Genomic DNA, 17,765 nt, shown 5'->3' with positions numbered 1-17,765 from the left:
GGCTTAATAGTTAAATAATTACTTTTGATATATACGATCGACAGTAACCGATGCTTTATAGAAAATTTTGCAACCCAGGTTATTTTTCACGGCCTAAACAGTGGAGAAGTCCCTAAGTTATAAGCCTCGAATCTACATCAGCATACTTATCGACCAAAATACTTTTACTGTAACCAAAAGCTGCCCGGTATGTCGCATAGTATGTTCAGCCCCGTGCACATATAAACCAATAACGGTTGATGGCAATTTTGATCTGCCCACTCCCCTGCTTTCTGTTAAGGTTAATTCATCAACGTTTTTTAGCTGAGCGATGCAATCATCAACTTGTTTATTAAATATTTCGACTAAAGCGCCTACGCTATATTTTTTTTTCGGTGGTTTACCTTCTGCCGCCAATGCATCCAATTGTTGTTTATTAAGCTGTTCGCCATTAGCGTAAGTAAAAAGCCTGTTAAGCACCCCCGCAAGATGCTGCAGGTGAAAGCCCGGAGATGCAAGGCCTGCGGGCATTTCCCATAATAGCGCTTCCGGAAAGTCTGTCATCAATTCAGTGACCTCTTCGCGCGCCTGTAATAAAGCGTGGGCAACAGGCTGTAACAGACCAGGTACATTATCTAATGGCCCACGGAGCCAAACTTCAGGTTTATCACTCATAAATATTATTTTAACCGATCCATTTTAACTTTAACATCATCATGGCTCAGGGTTTGGGGCAGATTGTAAATCTCCCTGACACGATCATGCGTATTATCTGTCCATAGCCAGCTTGTCCAAACCATAAACCAGGTCCATTGAGGTTGTACTTTTAAGATCTCTGCTTTGGGCAGTTCGCCTGTTTCAGTAAGCGCTATAGGTTTTCCGTTGGCCAATTTAAGCAATTCATTATAGTCTTTTTGCTCATAATCAAAGTGGTACACATCGGCCCCTAAAATATCAACGTAGTTAGCGCCCGGGTAGTAATCTTTATAATCATAAGCTTCATCAAAAGGGATATCCCGCAGTCCGTTTGCGCCCCATACCCATAACAGGTTATTTAAATGGAAATAATTGGTATACCTGTCAAACATCATTTTCCATAATTTACTGATGCCGTTTTCTCCTTTTCTGTTTCCCCACCAAAACCATACGCCGTTCATCTCGTGGTATGGCCGCCATAAAACGGTTACCCCTGCATTCCTAAGCTGCTTTAAGTATCCTGCTATTACATCTATCTGAGCAAGCCATTTTTTGTTAAGATCAGAACCGGGTGTTACCAGTTCATTCCACTCAGCATCAGTCATTTTACCTTTTACATTTTTTTCAAAGTCATACGGAGGGGCATCTGTTGGTTTTCCTTCATGCCACATCAGGGTAATCAGATACCCTTCTTTGGATTTCTTGATGGCTTCCTCTACTATTTGCGGCCCAAGGTCCTTATCTCCCCAATTAATAAAATCACTCCCCCAAATGGCGGGATACTTACCCGTAATATTTTTAGTGCTGTCTGAAAACACGTTCATGTCGCTGTTATAGTTTTGCTGTCCTGATAAAATACTTTTGCCCTTTATTTCATACAAAAACTTAAGGGTTTTCTTTACTTCTGCCGTTGCGTTTTCATTTACAGGGTTAAATTTTTGAGCCTTCAGATAGCTGGTAGTAAATAAAATTAAAATAATCAGGAAATATCTTTTCATTGGCATGCTATTGGTTATAAAAATCAGGACCCGGGTAATAAAGGGTTGCTTTTTGTGCATTTCAAAATTAACAAAAATCTAATATCAAGTTGTTCCCATGAATTGCTAACAAAGCCTTATCTTTGAGACCATTAATAGTTATGATCAAATTTTACCCGGTAAAAAAAATTACCGTAGCCCTTTTAATCCTTTCTGCCTTCATTATCACTTTTCAAAGCTGTAAAAAGAAGCGTAACAATACCGCCACATTTTTCTTTAAAAAAACCCACAACAAAATTTACCAGGATTATACACCTGAAGCTTTTGCAAAGGTTTTTAAAAGCGAGCTGATCCGTGAGCGGTCAAATTTAAAACATGCTGATTTTATTAATGATTACTATATAAAAAATCATTACACACCGCAATTGGTAATGGCTCATTTATTTAATGGCGATCTGTTGACTATAGCAAGTTATTGTTTTAAAGCTGATGAGCATGGCCTTAATCCCAAAATATTCCAGGCGGACAGGTTAAGGACGCTGATATATGAATTTGCCCGCAGAAAAAATACCAAAAGCATTGATTCCGCCTATCGCGAAATAGCCAAAATTGAGCTTACCGCGGCCAATTCATTAATAAATTACTCTAATGCGATGGAATATGGGGTAATTAACCCCAAACTTATTTACCAGCGCTACTTTTTAGCGACTAAAAGGCCTGACAGCCTTGGCATGTTACGTGTTTTTCACGTTGATAATATGCAAGCCTATCTTGATAGTATTCAACCAAAAAGCCCGCAATACCTGGCTTTACAAAAAGCTCTGAGCGAGAAATATGAAGCCCCAGGCAGATCAGGCGAGGAGACTAAACGTATTTTACTGGTTAACCTTGAACGTTTAAGATGGAGGAACAAGCCATTTGAAGACAAATATGTTATTGTAAACATTCCTGATTTTTTTCTGAATGTTATTGATAGCGGTAAATCAGTATTAAAAATGAAGGTGTGCGTTGGGCAGGGCCGCAATATGGATAATGCCAACACGCTGGCTGCCTATAATGATAGCTGTAAAATTGATAATCCTAATGAACATGAAACGCCCTTACTTAACAGCCTGATCCATAGTGTTGATGTTAATCCTGTTTGGAATATCCCACGGAGTATTGCTAACAAAGAGATCTTGGTTGAAGCTGCCAAAGATCGTTTTTACCTGTCAAATAAGGACATTGATGTGTATGAAAACGACAGGCTGGTTGAGAACCCGGAAGATATTGACTGGACGAAGATCACCAAACAAAACTCACCGTATGAGTTTAAACAAAAACCGGGGGCAGATAACTCTTTAGGTAAAATAAAATTCCTGTTTAATAATAAAAGCAGCGTTTATTTACATGATACGCCAGCAAAGAGCGCTTTTTACTGGAAAATGCGCGCGGTAAGCCATGGCTGTGTACGTTTAGGCGATCCGCAAGGCCTTGCATTAAACTTATTTGGCACAGGGGACAAATATGACACGATAGTTAAGGATATGGCAGCAGATAACCCCAACCCCACAAGCATCTACCTGCCTAAAAAAGTTCCTGTTTATATTACTTATGTTACCTGCTGGCTTGATGAAGATGGCAAATTACAGTTCAGAAATGATGTGTATGGGCAGGATATCGTTTTGTATGATCATTTGCAAAAATTTCTGCAACCAACCAATCAATTAGTAGCAAAAAACTAAGTGAGCCATTGAACACGAATTGCACTAATTTATTCGAATTTCACGAGTTATATCGTCTAATTAGAGAAATGAAACAATTTAGAAAGGCGACAGGTTTTCCAAATCAAATTCGTGAAATTCGAAACAATTCGTGAAAATTAGTGCTCTTATAGACTTGCTAATACACTACTATTTGTACCAGGGAAAACATAGCTTGCAGCCAGATCCTGATCCAGAAATTTTGAGTTGTACCGATGATCGTTACCATTAATAAACATAACCGTTTTATTTTTGATAATATCTATAACCTTGTCTGACATATCAAGCGGAACTGCGGGGCAGCCATAGCTGCGGCCAAGGCGACCAATTTGATCTATTGCGTTTTCGCCAACATAATCGGCACCATGCACTACGATAGCACGCTCGCGGGCGTTAGAGTTAAAACCTGCATCCATACCATCTAAACGTAAGGAGCGGCCGTTTTTTCCATAGTAAACATCATCAGTAATATAAAAGCCCAGGCTGCTTTGATGCGAGTCAATTCTGTTTGAAAAGCTGGTGGCCATATCGTCACCGCTGCCATGCCCGTGTGATACCCATGTATTTATAAGTAATTCATTATTAAGCATGTCAATTATCCACATCCGCTTTGCGTGGCTTGATTTGGTAAGGTCGACAACGGTAAGAATTGAGCTGGTTTGCGGCAATTTGTTGGTTGCTTTTAAGTTCATAAAACCGGTTACGGCTTTATCAAAAACATCCAGTTCCAAGCCTGAACTCTGTAAATGTGCGGACTCATAAATATTGCTGATGTACTTTTCGAGCAATTCCCTGGCGGAGAAAGCCTTTTTAAAATCGATGGTATGTTTATTAATTTCTGCCGGTTTCCAGCTTATAGTAGCAAGTGCAAGGATCAATAAAATGCATAAAAATCCGCCTAGAGGTTTTCTCATTCTTTACTTGGGTTAAATCAATAATCAATTAGTGGCCGTTTATACGTAAAAAACAAAATTAGGTTCTGTTCTTTCGCCACTATTTATAATTTATCGCAAATTAAACTATCTTTTAATAATTAAAAAAATATCTTTTAAGATAATTTACATCTATCAATATTAAACTCTAATATAAAAATTTAATAAAGGTAGACCTTTACAATAAACTGTAGAATTAATTAATTATTATTTAACCCAGGTTATTTTTTCTTCTATTCCAGTATTCCTTTGTCCTTCGGGGTATTCATCGGCGTAACCAAAATAGAGGATTCCCATTACCAGATCATCCTCGCCGAATCCTAAAAACTCTTTCAAAACTGGTTTTAACGCCATACCACCGGTACTCCAAAACGAAGCAATATTTAACGCAGTTGCACCCAGCAGCATATTTTGGATAGCGCATGATGCTGCGGCAATTTCTTCAAAAGGCGGGATCTTAGCTAAATCACCCCTCTTCATTACTGCTACAATTAGGTGCGAGACTTTATCACCCTGGTGCATTAAGTTATTATAAACCGTTGGGTTAAAGTTATCGCCCATGCTGTTTTGTTTGTATAGCTCGGCATGTTGCGTGCAAAACTCAGCAGGGTTTTCATAAACTATAAACCGCCATGGTTCGGTATAAGCATGTGTAGGCGCCCAGTTGGCCAATTCTAATATAGCGGCAATATGTCCATTGGGGATCTTATTCCCATTCATTGCCTGTGCCTTAACACTGCGGCGGTTTTTTATAATATTTGTTATCGTTGAAAATGTAGTGTCCATATGATGTAAAATAAAAACGTCCTGGTCATTTTGACCAGGACGCAAAAGTAAGATTATTATAAAAAATGGGGTTATAAATGAGATTTAATGACAAACAGCTAACTCAGTAATTAAATATTCAACCATCACTAATTCACTAACTCACCAATTCACTAACTAATAAATGGCCGGATATTTATGCGGATCCGTTTCGTTCATTAAACTATAAACAGCTTCAATAATATCGTCCAATGATGGTTTACTGAAGTAGCCTCCGTCTGATCCGTAAGGTGGCCTGTGCTCTTTTCCGGTAAGCGTTTTTGGCTGAACATCAAGCGAGTAATAACCTTTCTGATCTTCAATCACCCGCTGTAAAATATAAGCGGAAGCCGCGCCGGGCAGGTCTTCATCTACAATTAATAGCTTACTGGTTTTCTTTAAAGAGTTACCACAAACATTATCCGTATCAAAAGGGTATAGCGTTTGCGGATCAATAACTTCAATGCTGATCCCCAATTTCTCAAGCTCATTAACAGCTTCCATAACTATGCGTAAAGTTGACCCGTAGGATATAACGGTAACGTCAGTACCCTGATTCAAAATTTCAGCTTTCCCTAAGGGCACAGTGAACTCGCCAACATTGGCCGGCAACCGCTCTTTTAAACGGTAGCCATTTAAACACTCAATTACTAATGCCGGCTCATCGCCTCTTAGCAATACATTGTACATACCTGCAGCCTGTGTCATATCGCGTGGTACGCAAATATGCAGGCCGCGCATTGAATTTAAGATCAGCCCCAGCGGAGAGCCTGAATGCCAAATACCTTCCAACCGGTGCCCGCGGGTACGCACAATTAAAGGCGCTTTTTGACCACCGCGGGTGCGATAGCTTAAACTTGCAAGGTCATCGCTCAAAACGTTTATTGAATATAAAAGATAATCAAGATACTGGATCTCGGCTATCGGTTTTAAACCACGCATCGCCAGGCCCATCCCCTGTCCTATGATTGTAGCCTCACGAATGCCAGTGTCTGTTAAACGCAGATCGCCGTATTTACTTTGTAAGCCGGCAAATCCCTGGTTTACGTCGCCAATTGCGCCTACATCCTCGCCAAAAGCCACAATGCTTTTATCACGCTCAAAATTGGCATCAAAACAAGCGTTTAAGATCTCGCGGCCATCAATAGCTTTCGAATCTTCGAAATACCTAACCGGTACGTTTGAAACATTTAAAGGTGAATACTGCGTTCCGGTAAATAATTTAGAGCTATAACGTTTTTCGTTTTTTACATTTTCATCAGCAAGCCAGCTTATCAGCTCCTGTTTTTGAGCAGTATTATGTTTTACAGTAAGGCGCAGCGATTTACGGATAGCCGCAACCACATCTTTACGACCCGGATCAACACAATCACGCAGTTCAGCAACTACGCCCAGCAGTTCATCCTGCTCGGGAACTTCCTGGGCAAGCCTCTCAATTAATCGCGCCGCATCATTTAACTCAGAAAGGATCTCGTTGCTTAGCTCGTTCCATACTTGCTTTTGTACTTCCCGTACATACTTTTTAGCAGTTGCCTCAATTTCATCAATATCTGCTTCAGCAGCAATTGCCGAAGCAACCATCCATTTACGCATTTGCAAAAGGCAATCATGTTCTTCTTCCCAGGCCAGGCGCTCCTTTGATTTATAACGCTCATGCGATCCTGATGTAGAGTGGCCCTGCGGCTGCGTCATTTCAATAACGTGGATCAAAACCGGCACATGCTCCGCACGGCACAGCGCAATAGCACGCTCATAGGTTTCGCAAAGCGCTACATAGTCCCAGCCCTTAACTTTATAGATTTCGTAGCCGTTGGTACCCTTTTCGCGCTGAAAACCTTTTAATATTTCAGATATATCTTCTTTAGTGGTTTGCAATTTAGCCGGAACCGATATTGCGTAGGCATCATCCCAAACAGAAATAGCCATTGGTACCTGTAAAACACCGGCGGCATTAAAAGTCTCAAAAAACAAGCCTTCGGATGTAGATCCGTTACCTATTGTTCCGAAAGCTACTTCATTACCTTTAACCGAAAATTTGTTCAAATATTCAAGTTGGTTATTTTGCCTGTATAGCTTTGAGGCGTAGGCCAAACCCAACAAACGCGGCATATGACCGCCAGTTGTTGAAATATCGGCCGAGCAGTTCATGGTTTCGGCCTGGTTTACCCAACTGCCGTCTTCATTTATAAAGCGCGTAGCATAATGGCAATTCATTTGCCTGCCAGCTGATGCCGGGTCCTTATCAATTTCGGGGTAAGCATAAAGCTGGGCAAAAAATTCGTTCAGATTGCTCATACCCGTCGCAAACATAAACGTTTGATCGCGGTAATAACCTGCACGCCAGTCGCCCTTTTTAAAAGCTTTAGCCATAGCAAGCTGGGCAACTTCTTTACCGTCGCCAAATATTCCAAACTTAGCCTTACCGGTGAGCACCTCCCTGCGACCAATCAAACTCGCCTGCCTGCTTTCGTAGCCTATGCGGTAATCATTGATCACAACTTTCTTAAAATCTTCAAAACTGAGCTCTGCGGTATTCAATAGGCCGGTAGCGTTAATTGCAGTTTCGGGCATATAATATTTTGTTTAGGGGGTAAAATTATAAAATTCTATTCTGTATTTGGCATTATTGCATATAAAACATACAGTTTCAGTAATAGTTTTATTATTACATTAAACCTTTTATATTTGTGTTTATCAAATCAACATTATGAAGAAGATTTTATTAGTATTCGCAGTAATTTTAGGTTTCGCTTTCACCGCATCGGCACAAGATAGTGAAAAACCTGTATTTAAATTCAACGAGGAAAAACACGACTTTGGTAAAATACCACAAGGAACGCCTGTTACTACCGTATTTGAATTTACCAATGTAGGTAAGCAGCCACTTATTTTAACCGATGTAAGGCCTACATGTGGCTGTACCATTGCTGATTACACCAAAACACCGGTTAAAAGCGGTGAAAAAGGCAATATAAAAATTACTTATAACGCTGCAGTTGCCGCTCCGTTTAATAAGGTAATTGTTGTTACTTCAAATGCTGAAACCCCGCAGAAAAATTTAAATATTGTGGGCGAAGTAGTTGCGAAGCCGGCAAGTAGTAATTAAAGGCATTCTCCTGGAGCCCCCTCTAAATCTCCCCCGGTTGGGGAGACTTGAAAAAAAGATACTTTTAAAGACACGAGCAATCGTGTCTCTTTTGTTTTAGAAAGATTTACCTGAGCAAACTATTTCTTTCGGACTTCCGGACTTTCCGGACTAAAATTGTTGGCGAGGTGGTTGCGAAACCGGCGAGCAGTAATTAAAGGCATTCTCCTAAAGCCCCCTCTAAATCTCCTCCGCTGGTTAGCGGAGAGACTTGAAAAAAAGACATTTTAAAAGACGAGATAATCCGCGTCTTTTTTGTTTTTCAAAAACTTCAAACTATTTCTTTCGGACTTTCGGACTTTCCCGACTTTCGGACTAAATTTACTAATTTTGTGCCATGCCAAAAATATCGCACAAAGGGCAGCAAATGCCTGCCTCTCCTATTCGTAAATTAACGCCTTTTGCTGATAAGGCTAAGCTTGCAGGTAAAAAAGTTTATCATTTAAATATAGGCCAGCCGGATATTGAAACACCGGAAGGGATGCTTAACGCCATTAAAAATATTGATTTTAAAGTTTGGGCTTATACACCATCAGAAGGAACTTTATCATACCGCAAAAAGCTTACTGAATATTATAACAAACTGGGCTATAACATTACGCCCGAAAATATAATTGTTACCACAGGCGGATCGGAAGCTATTACTATAGCCATGATGGCCTGCCTAGATCCGAGTGATGAGGTAATAATTCCTGAGCCTTTTTATGCCAACTATAATGGCTTTGCCTGCCAGAGTGATATTGTGGTTAAGCCCATTCTGTCATATATTGAAAATGGTTTTGCCCTGCCTCCTATCAGCGAGTTTGAAAAGCTGATAACTGATAAAACCAAGGCTATTATTATCTGTAACCCTAATAACCCGACAGGATATCTATATTCTAAAGAGGAACTGGAAGCATTAAAAGAGTTGGCATTAAAGTACGACCTGTATTTATTCAGCGATGAGGCTTACCGCGAGTTTTGCTATGACGGGCAATCATTTATATCGCCAATGCACCTGGATGGCCTGGAAGAAAATGTAATTGTGATGGATACCGTGAGCAAGCGTTACAGCGCCTGTGGTGCGCGTTTAGGCTGCCTGATCACCAAAAACAAAGCTGTGTTGGCTGCAGGTTTAAAGTTTGCACAGGCACGGCTTAGCGCAGGAATGGTTGAGCAAATTGCCGGCGAAGCAGCTGTTGATACCCCTGATGAATATTTTGAAAAAGTAAATAAAGAATATACCGGCCGCCGCAACACCATAGTAAACGCCCTTAATAAAATGGAAGGCGTTTATTGCCCCAATCCCGGTGGTGCATTTTACGTGGTAGCAAAACTACCGATAGACAATGCCGATAAATTTTGCCAGTGGATGCTGGAAAGTTTCAGCTATGAAAATCAAACAGTTATGATGGCCCCGGCAACCGGCTTTTACAGCACCCCTGGCGCCGGCTTGAACGAAGTTAGAATGGCATACGTTTTGAACAACAACGATATTGAAAAAGCAATGATCTGCCTGGATGAAGCGTTGAAGGTGTATCCGGGACGTTCAGTTGACGTGGAAGAGGTAAAAGCGGAAAGGTAAAAGGCGAAAGGCAAAAAGAAAATACCTTTTACCTTTATCCTTTTGCCTTTCACCTCAATAGTGTATCTTTGTACCCTTATCAAAATACTGCTAATTGCCCACGGGCAACTGCAAACTCTAAAAAATGGGGTCGACCGGAATTGACAGGATGGAGATAAGTAAGTAAGCATGCAGCGCGTTGGGTGAATTAGCGCTCTAATCAGAACACTCAAAATCACAAATGGCGAAAATAACTACGCCTTAGCTGCTTAATTTAGAATTTAGCTAGCTTTTGTCCCGCCGGTTTTCCGTTTCATCGGATCGGCATCAGGGGCATCGACAGATGGAACTGGCCTGCTTAAGGTGTGCATAGCGGGCGAGATAAAGCACCTAAGGAAGACGGTACAGGCAAGCAACTGGCCTTCCCCTTCCCTACAATTAAACAGAAGCTAAGCATGTAGAAAGCTTACCTTATACCATGTTTGGACGAGGGTTCGAATCCCTCCGGCTCCACTGAAGGCCTTCAGATTAGTTTCTGAAGGCTTTTTTATTGAGCGTGGACGCTCAATATTATTTACGGGCAAGCGAAATGACGCTTGACAGGGCGGAAGACGGTGCGAAAACAGGCGTAGCATTAGCCCTGCTGGATGCCAATGGACCAACTGGTACTTTTTCCGAGTCTGGCGAGGTATTACCACGGTAATACTGAATCATATTTTATACCGGAAATATGAAGTGATACTTATTTGAGTAAGGCCGGTTTGTTTGCCGGATATTTTAAAGCTATCACCGGTACCGGGTTATTTGATCCAGACGGAAGATAGTAAAAATATCCTGGTAAATACCGGGCTCCCAGAAAAATTCATACGCGATCCTCCTGTTGCCGAACCAGCGTATATATATTGGGGCATGACAGCGAACAATGGCTACTATTAAAAAGGTCCCTGACTTCTATAATTAAATAGAACACAACGATATAACAAATAGGTAAAAGATAATTTGAATCTATGATTTTGTTAGTTTAAGGTATGAAAGTTAACCTCTCAGAAGAATCTGACAAATACCCTTCGAGAAATTAGATATTGTCATGTTATTTTGGACTTTTTTCTAACTCTTTCTGCTGTTTTTTAGTCAACCCTGCTATAACCAAATCATACGAATCCTGTACTAAAGATTCAATTTTACTTTTTGGAACATCTTTTTTAAAATGAACACTTATCCAATGGTCTTTATTCATATGATAGCCTGGAGTGATCCCTTCGTATTCTTCTTGAAGTCGTTTTGATTCTATTGGATCGCATTTCAGGTCACAAAAATCAAACTCTTCGATATTAACAAAGCAAAACCATTTATCCATTACGCTGAAAGTCAATATGTTTTTATCATAATCGGAAGTTGCTTTGTTAAAGGGCATCTTATCATGAGCCCCTTTAAGTGACAAACAGTATGCTCTAAATTCTTCGATATTCATTGTCGTATATTTTTCTTTGAAATTTGTCATAGTTCGACAAAAATGTTTCAATGCGTTCAATGTAAAATTATGTGAAAATTCCTCCTTCCTTTAAACATAAATAAGGATTAAAGCGTCACTTTTCCGGACTATTGAAGCTGTATCGGATCGTCAAGATTTAACAATTATTTCTAAATGTTTTTGGTGTCATACCGGTATGTTTGCGGAACATACGGACGAAATAAGACGGAGTTTCTATATTGAGTTTATCACTGATTTCGGCAATAGATAAACTAGTGTAGTTGAGTAAATTTTTAGACTCTTGGATTGTTTTATTTAATATGTATTTTTTCGCTGTTGATCCCAGAACCTCTTTTGCTATTTTATTCAGGTAGTTGGTCGTGATAAATAACTTATCAGCATAAAATGGAAGATCACGTTTTGTCATAAAATTAGCATCCACCAAACTGGTAAACGATTCAATATACCGGTATATGATTATGACCGGCTTTTGTTCGGAATTATTCAAGGCTCTCAATTCGCAGTTTCCCAACAGGCTTAAAATAAGGTATAACAAAGCCCTTAAAATATCAGTGTTGCAGTCAGCTAGTTTTAATATTTCAGATCTTAGGGAATTTAAGTGCTGCAGAAGTATCTCAAATTGCTCTTCATTTGCAGTTAATAATGGCGATGGACGATGAACTTGCAGATAACTAAGATTTCTCAAAAAATACCTATCCATAAAAAAGGAAAGGAGAAAGTCCTCTTCAAAGACTAATGCATAACCCTCAAGTTTAGTATTTTCTTGCCAACTCCACACTTGCCCTGGAATTGAACACACAATATCGCCCCGCTTTACTATCATTTTGGAATCGTTAATAACCAATTCCTCATTGCCTTCTACAATAAATGTCAAATCAAAATAAGATAAGCGGTGGGTTGGATTTTTTTCGATAAACTTTTTGAAATCTTTGATTGCAACCACGTCAATGAGTAAATCTATAGCATATTTTTTCCGATAGAAATTATATTGATGTATTGATTTCATTTATCAATTGTTTAGTATCCTATAAAAGTAGTGATAATGTGGAAACTTGTCCTGAAAAGTGACATTTCTTTCCCTTTAAATTCATAGGTGACCGTTAATAAGTAGGCTAACTTTGTGCACACGTAAAACATAGGTAATTATGAAAGACGAAGGATCAAAGAAAATTTGGCATTATAGAAATGATGACGAAAAACAGATGGCAGAGTATATCATAGGCCTGGAAAAATCGGCGCTTGAAAAGTGGTTTAACGGCGATGTATCGGGCTATGCAGGACTCTGGTCAAAACGCAGCTTTACCTATTTTGATGCGGTGGAACCGAAGCGTATCGAGCAGTTTGAAGACATGGCCGCTCTATTAAAAAGGGTTGAAGGAAAATTAAAGGCTGAAAACTTCGAGGTTCGTGACCCCAGAGTGCAGTTTGGGCAAGATATGGCAGTATTAACTTATCAGCTTTTTTCCCAAACAAACCTGGTAGATGTGGATTATAATTGCATTGAGGTATTTCAGAAAGAGGGCGACGGTGAATGGTATGTGATCCATTCAACATGGTCAATAATACGTCCCATGGATATGGATTTCAGTGTTTTTAAAAGCAAAGAAATTGTTTAAATGCAAACGTCTTACAGGAATTAGCTTTTAAAATTGTACCGGGATATTTTTAGGCACCAGTTCATAAAGTAATAAAAATGCTATTTGGGATGTCCATTAGGGGCATCCAAAACTATAAGGATGTGGTATGGTTTTCATACGATCTCGCCACAAGATCGACTAATATATTATATGAATGTAGAAGAGTTCAGAGTGTTCTGTCTGTCATTGCCTAATACCCATGAAGGAATGCCGTTTGAGGGCTTTTTCAAGAATTCACGTTCAATCCTTGTATTTTATGTGGGCGAGAAAATGTTTTGTCTTTTTGACCTGGATAAATTCGATTACTGCACTTTAAAATGTGATCCTGAAATTATTGACGAACTCAGAGAACATAAGGATATCAGCAAACCATTTAATCTGAGCCCAAAACATTGGATCAGCGTTGGTTTAAATGGCAGTATTTCCCAGGAAATGTTAAAAGATCTTGTAAAAAAATCTTACAAACTTGTAGCAGCAGGTACATCAGCATAATAAGACAGAAAACAGATGATCAAGGACATAGCTATTTATAATTGTTAAAAGGTTTACAATATTCAATTTTATATAAACCATTGTTAATGTGTAAGTCGTTATCCCTAATCCATGGAAAAATGATTAGTATAAATTTAAAATGTTATGAGTAGAAAAAAAACTACCGCTACCCAAGCTATCTGCTCATGGCTGGGCATCCCTTACGCTACAGCAAAACGCTTCCGCCGGCCCATTTTGCTGCAGTTCAACCCGGACCTGCCTTACGACCAAAAGGGTCCCGCGCCACTCCAGGCCGGCGACACGAGCTGGCTCGAGGCCGATAACGGCTTGAGCGAGGACTGCCTGAACCTCAACGTCTGGGCACCTGAAGACACAGGAGACAAACTGCTCCCTGTCATCGTCTACATCTTCGGCGGTGGCTTCGAACTCGGCTCGAACACACAAACCACATCAAACCTCTCGGGGCTCGCTGCTACAGGTCGCGCCATTGGTGTATCACTGAATTATCGGCTCGGGCCATTTGGGTGGCTCTCGCTCTCCCAGTATGGCGGCGAGTTCGCAGACGCCACCAACCTCGGCCTGCAGGACATCATCACCGCGCTCAGATGGGTACAGGAGAACATCGCCCGCTTCGGCGGCGACCCTCAGAACGTCACCGTCACCGGCCACAGCGCAGGCGCATACTCCACGATCGGGCTCCTCGCTGCTCAGGCCGCCGACGGCCTTTATCAGCGTCTCGCTCCGTTCTCCGGCGGCGCATCCCGGATAGTTCCAGCCTGGTGGGCCGAAGAACTAGCGATCAAGTTTTTGAACGAACTTGGCGTTGCGGACGATCCCGAACAACTGCTCACCCTGGATGCAAAGCTCCTCGCCGAGACTCTCATCAAGGTCAGCCCGCGCGATATCGGCGACCGACACGGCATCGACAACACGACTATTGGCATCGTGAACGACCACGCTCAGACTGGGGCTGTTCTCGCTGACACGCCGCTGCGCATCCTCGAATCTGGACGTCACCGCGACATCGACATTCTCTTTAGCACTGCGACGAATGAAGCGGACTGGTGGGTCATCAACGCGACCGAAAAGTTCGACCCGGGCAGTATCGATAACCTCGTCAACGAACTAGTAACGAAATCGCGGATTCCCCGAAGCCGTGCCCGGCGCATCGTCGCCGCCTACGATGTCAATGGACGCACTCCGGTTGAGGTTCGCGGGGCGCTCTTCACCGATTACTTCTTTACCCTACCCGCCGCCCGTGCAGCTCTCGCCCACGCCGCGGCAGGTGGCAGTGCCTACCTGCTCAGCGTTGGCCCTGTTGAGGGAGCACACGCGGTACACGGTACCGAGATGTACGGCATCGTCGGCCAGCAACGTCCCGGACAAAGCGATGAGCAAGCCGCCCGGGACACCTTCGTCCTCGACGCCCTCCTTAACTTCGCCACAGGCAACTACGACCGGCTTTGGAACGCTGTTACAGCGGAACCCAACTCACACGGCATCGGCAACTCACCATACAACCCCACCGCCCACGCGGCTGAGGTCCTGTGTACCTTCGAGGGCATCGAACGCACCTGAGCGCACGTAGCCGTAATGTCTTGACTTAACCACTTCAAGCGAGGTGGAAGCTGGTTACCTTTACAACTTCTGAAATAGTAACTACTACTTGCGATAATTCCTTCAAAAGCTTATCTTTATTTCATAAGATTTGCAATTAATCTGTATCTGAAAAGTGGTGAGTAATTCGGTGAGTAAGAATTTATATCCACATAAAATATTGAATATAAGACCAATAAAAGGGCAGTATAAATCCCTCCGGCTCCACCACACGGGATTCCGCCAGAATTTTGATTAGGCTGCTCCACAAAGATCAGTCTTTTTTGTCTCAAAATCAGCAAGTTATGATTGAAGGCCGGATGTATCCAAGGTGCTCTAACTACCCCTTCATTTCAAAGAAAAAACCATTAGCCCCAACAAAGTCTGGCTTTTTCAAAAAAGTTTTTGAATACTAACCGACTTTATCAAATACCGTCTTCCAGGAACGCCCGGCGCCAAATAAGCTTGATTTTGCATTGGCCTGCACAGAAATAGACCGGCCATCATTGCTCAACTTCCAAACCTCTGTTATGTAAACAAATGTTTGTTTCTGAACATTTACATGGTAAGGAGTGGCAACCATCAGATGTACAATTGAGTTCACAGTCATCGTTTGCCCATCAGCTGACAACTTTACGGTAGACTTTTTTCCTCTTCCCGGGCCATTATCAATTTCGCTTGCTTTACCGTCGAAGGCCATTTTCTCCTGGCTGGTAACAGGAGCTGTACCCAGAAACGAACTTGACACCTCTACGGCTAGAAAATTTACCTGCTCTGCTATTTTCATCGTTTTAGCTAGCATACGGTCACCCGAGTTATAGCAGCAAACAATATTTCCGCCCATAGCTATCGACTCTTTGGCTCTCCATTCGCCAGAAAAGCTAACGCGATGAGTGCCATTTTTTTGCTGAGCCAGTACAGGAAAATAAATTAGTCCAACCATGATGATAGCCAGACCCCACAAAACATTTCTTTTATTTTTCATATCTTATTAAAATTGATTCAGCAAATCTACCCTGACATCCTTTGGCCTAAAGAATTTGTATCGTAAATTAAAATGTAAACTTTGTAAATAAAATCTTGACACTATGTTTGGTAGTCGAAACCTCCTGTCGGGAAAAGGCAAGTACTTCTTTGGATCGATACTTTTTTTTTATTTCCGCCTTTGTTGGTGTTGTCACCACAGGTGTTCGGAAGATTGTTAATCTCGCATTTTGTCATTCAAGCGAGAGCGAAGAATCTTCTACGCGGGACATAAACTCGGATAAGTATAGCGGCGACTTATCAGTTGGATAAGATCCTTCACTGCGTTCAGGATGACAAAGGAGGCTTTCTGTAATCTTCCGAACACCTATGGTGACAACTCCAACAAGGGCGAGAAAAAATCCCATCATGATTTTGGCACTGATTGCGAAACCGTTCATTAGGGTTTTGTATCCTCCCGTCAATTAAGAAAATAAATGTGCTTCCGAACTGATCGGTATATTCAACACTTTAGAGATTAAACAATTTTTCCCTGCATTTTTTGAAATGGATTCAAATTCGGCTGCAGTTATGCCGGATACAGAACCGGTAATCGCAAGATGAATTCCCGTAATAGCAAAACCTTCCATGGTTAAAATGGCTGCCGTTTCCAATGATGTAGGGTTTAGGCCTTTTTCCGTCAGGGCAAAACTAACAGCCATGGTAAAACATCCTGCATGTGCTGCCGCAAGCAATTCTTCAGGATTTGTACCTTTTTCGTTTGCAGAGACGCGGGATTTGAAACTGAAGTTTGTTTTGTTCAAGATTTCACTTTGCGTGGTCAGTTCACCTTTCCCTTCATTTATAGTCCCTGACCAATATGCTTTTGCTGTACGCTTCATTTTTTAAATATTACATTTGATAATAACCGTTGCACCAGGCTTAAGTAGATTTACCACAAGATGCTAACAGTTGACCTGATCCTAAACAAGATTTAACCGTCCTAATTCAATAAGCGGTCCCTAAATTTATTGGGAGTACTCCCCACCTCTTTTTTGAACAGACGCGAAAAATAAGTTGGATTCTCAAAGCCAAGCGACGACGAAATCTCCGATATGTTCATATCGCCCCCTGTCAGCATATTTTTTGCCTCACCGATCAAAAAAAGGTGAATAAGTTCTAACGCTGTTTTACCCGTTTCCTCTTTAAGCAGATCAGTTAAATAGCGGGGTGATATATGCATTTTTTCTGCCAGGGAGGCTACAGAAGGCAGCCCGGTATTTTTCAATTTTCTTTCTTCGAAATTTGCAGCGAGTAGTGCATTGAACCTGGTAAGCGTCGCGCCGGTTAATTCTGTCCGGTGAATAAACTGTCTTTTATAAAACCGCTGTGCATATTTGAGCATAGAATCAATATGACTGATGATGATCGCTTTGCTATGTTCATCCGTATTGTTGTTATATTCCTTTTCTATGCTGAAATACAGGTTCCAGATAATATTTTCTTCTGCCGGTGAAAGATGTAGTGCCTCATTCACCTCGTAGTCAAAATAGCTGTATTTTTTAATTTCATTGTAGAGGGACGTTCCAGGTAAAAAGTCCTCATGGATGATGATCAGAAACCCCTTCTCTTCTAATTCCATATTTTGGAAAGAAACTTTCTGCTGCGGTTTGATAAATGACATGGAGCCAAGGTCATGGTCGTACTTGGTTTTTCCGTAAAACATTTGCCCAGATTTTAGCTTTTTGAATCCAATGATGTAAAATT

The 17,765-nt window shown here is 41.3% G+C and carries 17 protein-coding genes and 1 other RNA gene; 8 read left to right on the top strand and 10 right to left on the bottom strand.

The window, feature by feature from the left end; all coding sequences use genetic code 11:
- Nucleotides 1-132: 132 nt before the first annotated feature.
- Nucleotides 133-654, bottom strand: a complete 522-nt coding sequence (locus BUE31_RS00875) for a DinB family protein (protein WP_073399365.1) — start codon at nucleotides 652-654, stop codon at nucleotides 133-135.
- Nucleotides 655-659: 5 nt separating this feature from the next.
- A complete protein-coding gene (locus BUE31_RS00870; protein WP_073401540.1) occupies nucleotides 660-1,673 on the bottom strand; it encodes a glycosyl hydrolase in 1,014 nt (337 codons plus the stop codon).
- Nucleotides 1,674-1,813: 140 nt separating this feature from the next.
- On the opposite strand from BUE31_RS00870, the gene BUE31_RS00865 reads away from it, so the two are divergent.
- On the top strand, nucleotides 1,814-3,376 hold the full coding sequence (locus BUE31_RS00865) for a L,D-transpeptidase family protein (RefSeq protein WP_073399363.1): 1,563 nt from the start codon (nucleotides 1,814-1,816) through the stop codon (nucleotides 3,374-3,376).
- Nucleotides 3,377-3,522: 146 nt separating this feature from the next.
- Here the strand turns inward: BUE31_RS00865 and BUE31_RS00860 are convergent, their stop codons facing one another.
- The 3 genes from BUE31_RS00860 to BUE31_RS00850 form a co-directional block, all read right to left on the bottom strand.
- Nucleotides 3,523-4,308 (bottom strand): murein L,D-transpeptidase catalytic domain family protein, encoded by a 786-nt coding sequence (locus BUE31_RS00860; RefSeq protein WP_073399361.1) that lies wholly within the window; start codon nucleotides 4,306-4,308, stop codon nucleotides 3,523-3,525.
- Nucleotides 4,309-4,533: 225 nt separating this feature from the next.
- The gene (locus BUE31_RS00855; protein WP_073399359.1) at nucleotides 4,534-5,112 is read right to left on the bottom strand and encodes a nitroreductase family protein; all 579 of its coding nucleotides are present in this window, start codon (nucleotides 5,110-5,112) and stop codon (nucleotides 4,534-4,536) included.
- A 156-nt stretch (nucleotides 5,113-5,268) separates the two neighbouring features.
- Entirely contained in the window at nucleotides 5,269-7,701 is a 2,433-nt protein-coding gene (locus BUE31_RS00850; protein WP_073399358.1) for an alpha-ketoacid dehydrogenase subunit alpha/beta, read from the bottom strand.
- Between the two features lie 136 nt (nucleotides 7,702-7,837).
- On the opposite strand from BUE31_RS00850, the gene BUE31_RS00845 reads away from it, so the two are divergent.
- The 4 genes from BUE31_RS00845 (at nucleotide 7,838) to BUE31_RS30900 (ending at nucleotide 10,521) form a co-directional block, all read left to right on the top strand.
- On the top strand, nucleotides 7,838-8,236 hold the full coding sequence (locus BUE31_RS00845; RefSeq protein ID WP_073399356.1) for a DUF1573 domain-containing protein: 399 nt from the start codon (nucleotides 7,838-7,840) through the stop codon (nucleotides 8,234-8,236).
- Nucleotides 8,237-8,612: 376 nt separating this feature from the next.
- A complete protein-coding gene (locus BUE31_RS00840; protein ID WP_073399354.1) occupies nucleotides 8,613-9,839 on the top strand; it encodes a pyridoxal phosphate-dependent aminotransferase in 1,227 nt (408 codons plus the stop codon).
- 126 nt (nucleotides 9,840-9,965) lie between these two features.
- Nucleotides 9,966-10,334, top strand: a transfer-messenger RNA (tmRNA) gene (gene ssrA, locus BUE31_RS00835).
- Between the two features lie 40 nt (nucleotides 10,335-10,374).
- Entirely contained in the window at nucleotides 10,375-10,521 is a 147-nt protein-coding gene (locus BUE31_RS30900; RefSeq protein WP_159440616.1) for a hypothetical protein, read from the top strand.
- 387 nt (nucleotides 10,522-10,908) lie between these two features.
- On the opposite strand, the gene BUE31_RS00830 is transcribed toward BUE31_RS30900, so the two are convergent.
- Together BUE31_RS00830 and BUE31_RS00825 are read right to left on the bottom strand one after the other, a co-directional pair.
- Nucleotides 10,909-11,289: an MmcQ/YjbR family DNA-binding protein gene (locus tag BUE31_RS00830; RefSeq protein ID WP_073401538.1), complete on the bottom strand. Its 381-nt coding sequence runs from the start codon at nucleotides 11,287-11,289 to the stop codon at nucleotides 10,909-10,911.
- A 157-nt stretch (nucleotides 11,290-11,446) separates the two neighbouring features.
- On the bottom strand, nucleotides 11,447-12,316 hold the full coding sequence (locus BUE31_RS00825; protein ID WP_073399352.1) for a helix-turn-helix domain-containing protein: 870 nt from the start codon (nucleotides 12,314-12,316) through the stop codon (nucleotides 11,447-11,449).
- 139 nt (nucleotides 12,317-12,455) lie between these two features.
- On the opposite strand from BUE31_RS00825, the gene BUE31_RS00820 reads away from it, so the two are divergent.
- The 3 genes from BUE31_RS00820 to BUE31_RS00810 all read left to right on the top strand — a co-directional run bounded on the left by BUE31_RS00820 (nucleotide 12,456) and on the right by BUE31_RS00810 (nucleotide 15,017).
- Nucleotides 12,456-12,926, top strand: coding sequence for a DUF4440 domain-containing protein (locus BUE31_RS00820; protein ID WP_073399350.1), 471 nt, complete (start codon nucleotides 12,456-12,458; stop codon nucleotides 12,924-12,926).
- 171 nt (nucleotides 12,927-13,097) lie between these two features.
- Nucleotides 13,098-13,439: an MmcQ/YjbR family DNA-binding protein gene (locus BUE31_RS00815; RefSeq protein ID WP_073399348.1), complete on the top strand. Its 342-nt coding sequence runs from the start codon at nucleotides 13,098-13,100 to the stop codon at nucleotides 13,437-13,439.
- 144 nt (nucleotides 13,440-13,583) lie between these two features.
- Nucleotides 13,584-15,017 (top strand): carboxylesterase family protein, encoded by a 1,434-nt coding sequence (locus BUE31_RS00810; RefSeq protein ID WP_073399346.1) that lies wholly within the window; start codon nucleotides 13,584-13,586, stop codon nucleotides 15,015-15,017.
- 430 nt (nucleotides 15,018-15,447) lie between these two features.
- Here BUE31_RS00810 and BUE31_RS00805 read toward each other — a convergent pair whose 3' ends face one another.
- The 3 genes from BUE31_RS00805 to BUE31_RS00790 all read right to left on the bottom strand — a co-directional run bounded on the left by BUE31_RS00805 (nucleotide 15,448) and on the right by BUE31_RS00790 (nucleotide 17,724).
- On the bottom strand, nucleotides 15,448-16,020 hold the full coding sequence (locus BUE31_RS00805) for a hypothetical protein (protein ID WP_073399344.1): 573 nt from the start codon (nucleotides 16,018-16,020) through the stop codon (nucleotides 15,448-15,450).
- Between the two features lie 463 nt (nucleotides 16,021-16,483).
- Nucleotides 16,484-16,900 (bottom strand): OsmC family peroxiredoxin, encoded by a 417-nt coding sequence (locus tag BUE31_RS00795; RefSeq protein WP_073399340.1) that lies wholly within the window; start codon nucleotides 16,898-16,900, stop codon nucleotides 16,484-16,486.
- A 101-nt stretch (nucleotides 16,901-17,001) separates the two neighbouring features.
- The gene (locus tag BUE31_RS00790; RefSeq protein WP_234997721.1) at nucleotides 17,002-17,724 is read right to left on the bottom strand and encodes a helix-turn-helix domain-containing protein; all 723 of its coding nucleotides are present in this window, start codon (nucleotides 17,722-17,724) and stop codon (nucleotides 17,002-17,004) included.
- Nucleotides 17,725-17,765: the final 41 nt, after the last annotated feature.

It is taken from the genome of Mucilaginibacter sp. OK098, from assembly GCF_900142915.1.
Taxonomy (GTDB): Bacteria; Bacteroidota; Bacteroidia; order Sphingobacteriales; family Sphingobacteriaceae; genus Mucilaginibacter.
This window is presented reverse-complemented; position numbering and strand designations above follow the sequence as displayed.